We start from the raw sequence: 6,575 nt of genomic DNA on the forward strand, positions 1-6,575 counted from the left end.
GTGTGAGGTCTTAGGTCATAGGCAATAAGGGGAAAATATCCCCCTACTCACATACTCCGCTATCGCGGACTTCCGTTCAAAGGGGGAATGTAGCGACGGAAAGAAGAAGCTATCGGGGTAGGGTCGGAGAGGCTCAAAAGGGGGAGAACCAAAGACAAAGAGGGCTATATTAACTTTGCCAAAGGTGCGAGTCGCACAGGCAGTCGTAGCACGACGGGCGATTAACTTTGGCAAAGTGTAGCGACGCAAATACTATTTTGAGACTTTTTCGGACAGCTTCTTTTTCACTATTCATTTTATCTTTCACTTTTAACTTTTAACTGGTTCAGGGCGCTTCCTGCTTTAAACCAACCTATTTGCTGGGCGTTGTAGGTATGGTTGCAGGTAATCACGTCCTTACTGCCATCTTTATGTACAAATTCTAAGTGTAAAGGAGTGCCAGACGCAAAGCTGGTAAGGTCGAGGAAGTTGATTACATCGTCTTCTTGAATCTTATCGTAATCGGCTTCATTAGCAAAGGTAAGGGCGAGCATTCCTTGTTTTTTAAGGTTGGTTTCGTGAATGCGCGCAAACGATTTTACCAATACCGCTCGTACGCCCAAATGACGAGGTTCCATAGCAGCGTGCTCACGTGAAGAGCCCTCGCCATAGTTGTGGTCGCCTACTACTATGGAAGGAATACCCGCGGCTTTATAGGCGCGCTGTACTTTAGGCACTTCGTCGTATTTGCCTATAAGTTGGTTTTTCACAGAGTTAGTTTTACCGTTGAAAGCATTTACCGCCCCTATGAGCATATTGTTGGAAATATTGTCCAAATGTCCGCGGAAACGCAACCAAGCCCCTGCCATCGAAATATGGTCGGTGGTGCATTTTCCTTGCGCTTTGATGAGGAGTTTAGCTCCTGTGATGTTCTTGCCGTCCCAAGGAGCGAAAGGCGTGAGCAGTTGGAGGCGGTTGGAAGTAGGTGATACCACGACCTCGATGTTGCTACCATCTTCGGCGGGAGCCTGATAGCCAGGGTCATCAACCGCAAAACCTTTAGAGGGCAACTCTTCGCCATAAGGAGGGGTGAGTTTTACCGCTTCACCTTGGTCGTTAAGCAACGTATCGGTGATAGGGTTAAAGTCTAACCTACCAGCAATAGCCAAAGCCGCAACGATTTCGGGGGAAGCAACAAAAGCGTGGGTATTAGGGTTACCGTCAGCACGTTTGGAGAAGTTACGGTTGAAAGAATGGACAATCGTATTTTTCTCTTGCTTCTCGGCACCTTCTCTGTCCCACTGACCAATGCAGGGACCACAAGCGTTGGTGAATACACGAGTGCCCAACTGCTCGAAGATGTCTATGATGCCATCGCGTTCAGTAGTATAGCGTATTTGTTCAGAGCCTGGGTTGATACCAAAGGAAGCTTTAGGGGTAATTCTCTTTTCCAAGGCTTGTTTTACCACCGAAACCGCGCGGGTAAGATCTTCGTAAGACGAGTTAGTACACGAACCGATGAGCCCCCATTGCACCTCGAGAGGCCAATCGTTGGCACGGGCTACCTCCTTCATTTTGGATACAGGAGTGCCTCTATCGGGGGTAAAAGGCCCGTTGATATAAGGCTCTAAAGTAGAAAGGTCTATCTCGATGAGTTGGTCGAAATACTTTTCAGGGTCAGCATATACTTCAGGGTCGGCAGTGAGGTAAGGCGCAATGGCATCGGCAGCAAGGGCTACTTCTTCGCGCCCAGTAGCGAGCAAATAGCGACGCATCGCCTCATCATAGCCAAAAGTAGAGGTGGTTGCCCCTATTTCGGCACCCATATTACAAATAGTACCCTTCCCCGTACAGGAAAGCGATTTAGCACCTTCGCCAAAGTATTCCACAATAGCGCCCGTACCCCCTTTTACGGTGAGTATATCGGCGACTTTAAGAATCACGTCTTTTGGAGCAGTCCAACCGTTGAGTTTACCCGTGAGTTTTACGCCTATGAGCTTAGGAAATTTCAGTTCCCACGGCATTCCTGCCATCACATCTACAGCATCAGCCCCGCCTACGCCAATGGCGAGCATTCCTAATCCTCCAGCATTCACCGTATGCGAATCGGTGCCTATCATCATTCCGCCAGGGAAAGCGTAGTTTTCCAAGACTATTTGGTGAATAATCCCTGCGCCAGGTTTCCAGAAGCCAATACCATATTTGTTGGATACTGAAGAGAGAAAATCGAATACTTCTTTAGACTGTTCAGTAGCTACTTTCAGGTCGGTTGTAGCGCCTTCTTTGGCTTGTATCAGGTGGTCGCAGTGCACCGTGGTAGGGACAGCCACTTTGCTTTTTCCCGCTTGCATAAACTGCAAGAGTGCCATTTGGGCGGTCGCATCTTGACAAGCGATGCGGTCGGGAGCGAAATCTACATAGTCTTTCCCACGCTCAAAAGCACGTGAAGGAGTGCCGTCCCATAAGTGGGTATACAATATTTTTTCAGCAAGGGTAAGGGGTCGTCCTACCACTTGGCGAGCTTTGTCTACGCGCTCAGGAAATTGGGCGTAGACCTTCTTTATCATTTCAATATCAAAAATCATAATATCTTTTTTAGTGTTTTACTTCCTTGCATTACTGTTGCTACTTTGGTGAAATCGGGGTGGTAATAACCTCCTAACTCTACCGGCGCACCTTGTATTTGGGTAAGTTCTTCCACGATAGTCGTTTCGTTGTCTTTTAGGGCTTTGGCGATAGGAGCAAACTCTTTGGCAAGTGCGCTGTCTTGAGTTTGTGTCGCTAAAGCTTCTGCCCAATAGAGCGCCAAATAGAAGTGACTTCCGCGATTGTCGAGCGTACCTACTTTGGCTTGAGGCGATTTATCGTTGTTCAACAGCTTACTCGTTGCCTCATCAAGGGTTTGGGCTAAGATTGAGGCTTTGGGGTTCTTGTGTTTTTGCGCAAAATGCTCTAATGAAGCTCCTAAGGCGAGAAATTCTCCTAAGGAATCCCATTGAAGATGATTTTCGGCAAGAAACTGTTCGGTTAATTTAGGTGCCGAGCCCCCTGCACCCGTTTCAAAGAGTCCGCCACCGTTCATCAAAGGGACGATAGAGAGCACTTTGGCACTGGTACCCAATTCCAAGATAGGAAACAAGTCGGTGAGGTAATCGCGCAACACATTGCCCGTTACCGAAATGGTGTCTTTGCCCTTGCGAGTGCGCTCTAAGGTGAAGAGCATCGCCGTTTCGGGCGACATTATACGGATATCTACCCCCTCGGTATCGTGTGTAGCCAAATAGTGTTTTACTTTTTTGATGAGTTGCGCATCGTGAGCGCGGTGCTCGTCCAACCAAAAGACCGCTGGCGTTTTGCTGAGGCGTGCGCGTGTTACCGCTAATTTCACCCAATCTTGTATGGCAGCATCTTTCGCAGTACACATACGCCAGATATCGCCTTTTTCTACCTTGTGCGATAAGTACACTTTGCCGTCGGTGCCTACCACCTGTACACGTCCGCTATGAGGGATTTCAAAAGTCTTATCGTGAGAGCCGTATTCTTCAGCTTTTTGCGCCATTAAGCCCACATTGGCAACGCTTCCCATCGTAGCAGGATTAAACGCCCCGTGTTTCTTACAGAAGTCAATCACCACTTGGTAGATACGCGCATAAGTACTATCAGGCAGTACCGCCAAAGTATCTTGAGCCTCGCCTTTGGCATTCCACATCTTGCCCCCATTGCGAATCATCGCTGGCATAGAAGCATCTACAATCACATCGTTAGGGAAATGCAAGTTGGTAATCCCCCTATCGGAATTCACCATTGCCAAGGCTGCTGCTCGTGTAAGTGCTCCCTCGATATCGTGCTTTAAAGGTTCTTGTTCTTCAACAGGTAATTGTGCTATTTTCGCCAGAATATCCGAAAGACCATTGCGCGCATTCACCCCTAAGGCTTTCAGTTCGCGTGGGTGTTTTTGGAACAAATTAGCAAAATAAGTCTCTACAGCATAGCCAAAGAGAATGGGGTCGGAAACCTTCATCATTGTAGCTTTCAGGTGCAAAGAGAGGAGTACACCCTTGTCTTTCGCTTCGGCAAAGGCTTTTTTATAGAATTTGCAAAGCGCCTCTTTGCTCATAAAAGTAGCATCTATCACTTCGCCCGCTTGCAAAGGAATATCGGCTTTGAGCACCTGCACTTCGTGTTTAGGGCTCATTAACTCTATGCGCACCACATCGGCTTTTTGAAGGGTGACCGATTGCTCGTTGTGGTAGAAATCGCCCGCTTGCATCGTAGCGACTTCCGTGAGACTCTCAGCACTCCACGCTCCCATTGAATGCGGGTGTGTTTGAGCGTACTGTTTTACCGATTTAGGTGCACGCCTATCGGAATTACCCTCGCGCAAGACAGGGTTCACCGCACTGCCTTTCACCTTGTCATACCGCTGTTTGATAGCTGTTTCGGCTTCATCAGCAGGATTTTCAGGGTAATCGGGAAGCGCATAGCCTTGCGATTGCAGTTCGGCAATAGCCGCTTTCAGTTGAGGTATCGAAGCACTGATATTAGGCAACTTGATGATATTGGCTTCTGGACGCGTTGCCAACGCCCCCAATTCGCTAAGAGCATCGGGTACCCGTTGTTCTGCTGTGAGAAAATCGGGGAAAGAGGCTAAAATACGCCCTGCCAATGAGATATCTTTGGCTTCAAAGTTGATACCCGAAGAGGCGCAAAAGCGTTTGATGATGGGCAATAGCGAATGCGTAGCTAAATAGGGCGACTCATCGGTAATGGTATAGATAATGTTTTTCATTTTTATCTTTTATTCAATTCAACAAAAGGTCTTTCGGTGGCACCTACGTATATTTGTCGTGGACGACCGATAGGCTCTCCTCCTTGTCGCATTTCCTTCCATTGAGCAATCCAACCAGGGAGACGACCAATAGCAAAGAGCACGGTGAACATCTCTAAGTGCATACCCAAGGCTTTGTAGATAATACCTGAATAGAAATCGACATTGGGATAGAGGTTGCGCGATTTGAAGTAGTCATCTTCCAAAGCTACCTTTTCGAGATGTTTGGCAATGCCGAAAATAGGATCGTCGATTCCCAAAGCGTTGAGCACCTCATCGGCAGCCACTTTGATGATTTTAGCCCGTGGATCGAAGTTTTTGTATACACGGTGCCCAAAGCCCATCAGGCGGAAAGGGTCATTTTTGTCTTTTGCTTTATTAATAAACTTATCGACATCGCCTCCGTCTTTATGAATTTCTTCGAGCATCTCAATCACCGCTTGGTTTGCCCCGCCGTGGAGACGACCCCAAAGGGCTGAAACTCCAGAGGAAATACTCGCAAACAGACCTGCCTCGGAAGACCCTACCAAACGAACAGTAGAAGTAGAGCAGTTCTGTTCGTGGTCGCCGTGGAGGATGAGCAATTTGTTGAGGGCACTCACTACCGTAGGGTTGATTTTATATTCCTCAGTAGGGATTTCGAAGAAGAGGCGCAAAATGTTCTCGATATAGCCCTTGCTATTGTCGTAATAATTCAGCGGTAAGCCCTCGCGTTTGCGGTACACCCAAGAAGCGATGATAGTTACTTTGGCAATGGCTTTACAGACCGCTTGATACACGTTTTTAGGACAATGTACGTTTACCGGTACAGGGTTAAAAGCAGTGAGCGCACTGGTAGCTGATGCCAATACCCCCATAGGGTGAGCCGAACGCGGGAAACCGTCCATAATATGGCGCATATCCTCGTGAACAAGGGTGTACTTGTGAATTGTTTTTTTGAAATCGTCATACTGTTCGGCAGTGGGGAGTTCTCCAAAAATAAGAAGATAGGCTACTTCGAGGAACTCGGCTTTAGCAGCTAAATCTTCGATGTTATAGCCACGATAGCGCAAGATGCCCCGTTCGCCGTCGAGAAAGGTAATGGCACTCTTGCAAGAACCCGTGTTTTTGTAACCCGAATCCAAGGTTACCAAACCAGTGAGGGCACGCAATTTTTCGATATTAATCGCTTTTTCGTTTTCGGTGCCTACTACGATAGGAAATTCGTATTCTTTCCCTTCAAAAATCAGTTTTGCTGTGTTTTCCATAGTACAATTTGTTTTTTATTTTTGGGCAAAGTAAGAAAAATTATTTCACATTTACAAATAAAATAGCGATAAATCTATCTTATTTAACAATCTTTAACGTTTTATGATTAAAATATAAGACAAATATATCTATAACGAAAATAGAGATGGAAATAAAGGGGTGCAAGTCGCACGGACGAGAGAAATGAGAAAATTAGAAAATGGGAAAATGAGGTGCGATCCGCACGGGCAGTGTGAGCCACACAGGCAGGAAAAAAATTAGCAAATTAGGAAATGAGGAAATGGGATGCGAGCTAGAGGAATGAGGCTGTGCCTCAGAAATTAAACAAATTTTAAACAAAATCAAGGCTGCGCATTGTGAAATGCAGGAGAAGCGACAGGCAGTCGTAGCACGACGGGCAGGTGGAAAATGAGGTAAATACCAAACAACCAACTTTGCCCAAGTTTGAAACTTGGGCAAAGTGTGTGCTACAAAAAGTGACATATCGGAGGATTCGGAAGGAAACGGAGAAGTTCGGAAG

The 6,575-nt window shown here is 46.8% G+C and carries 3 protein-coding genes; all 3 read right to left on the bottom strand.

Annotation, left to right across the window (positions count from 1 at the left end; all coding sequences use genetic code 11):
• Positions 1-296: 296 nt before the first annotated feature.
• From HMPREF9078_RS11235 to HMPREF9078_RS11245, 3 genes are read right to left on the bottom strand one after another with little or no spacing between them, the layout of a single operon-like run.
• Complete coding sequence (locus HMPREF9078_RS11235; protein WP_009420785.1) at positions 297-2,564, bottom strand: aconitate hydratase; 2,268 nt, start codon at positions 2,562-2,564, stop codon at positions 297-299.
• Positions 2,561-4,768, bottom strand: coding sequence for an NADP-dependent isocitrate dehydrogenase (locus HMPREF9078_RS11240; RefSeq protein ID WP_009420786.1), 2,208 nt, complete (start codon positions 4,766-4,768; stop codon positions 2,561-2,563). Before HMPREF9078_RS11240 ends, HMPREF9078_RS11235 begins: the two co-directional genes overlap by 4 nt.
• A 2-nt stretch (positions 4,769-4,770) precedes the next feature.
• Positions 4,771-6,054: a citrate synthase gene (locus tag HMPREF9078_RS11245; RefSeq protein ID WP_009420787.1), complete on the bottom strand. Its 1,284-nt coding sequence runs from the start codon at positions 6,052-6,054 to the stop codon at positions 4,771-4,773.
• Positions 6,055-6,575 lie beyond the last annotated feature (521 nt).

The sequence above is a fragment of the Capnocytophaga sp. oral taxon 380 str. F0488 genome, assembly GCF_000318255.2.
In the GTDB taxonomy this organism is placed as follows: Bacteria; Bacteroidota; Bacteroidia; order Flavobacteriales; family Flavobacteriaceae; genus Capnocytophaga; species Capnocytophaga ochracea.

Coding starts and splice junctions, on each gene's coding strand:
- HMPREF9078_RS11245 (WP_009420787.1), bottom strand. CDS start 6,054: ATGGAAAACACAGCAAAACTGATTTTTGAAGGGAAAGAATACGAATTT.
- HMPREF9078_RS11235 (WP_009420785.1), bottom strand. CDS start 2,564: ATGATTTTTGATATTGAAATGATAAAGAAGGTCTACGCCCAATTTCCT.
- HMPREF9078_RS11240 (WP_009420786.1), bottom strand. CDS start 4,768: ATGAAAAACATTATCTATACCATTACCGATGAGTCGCCCTATTTAGCT.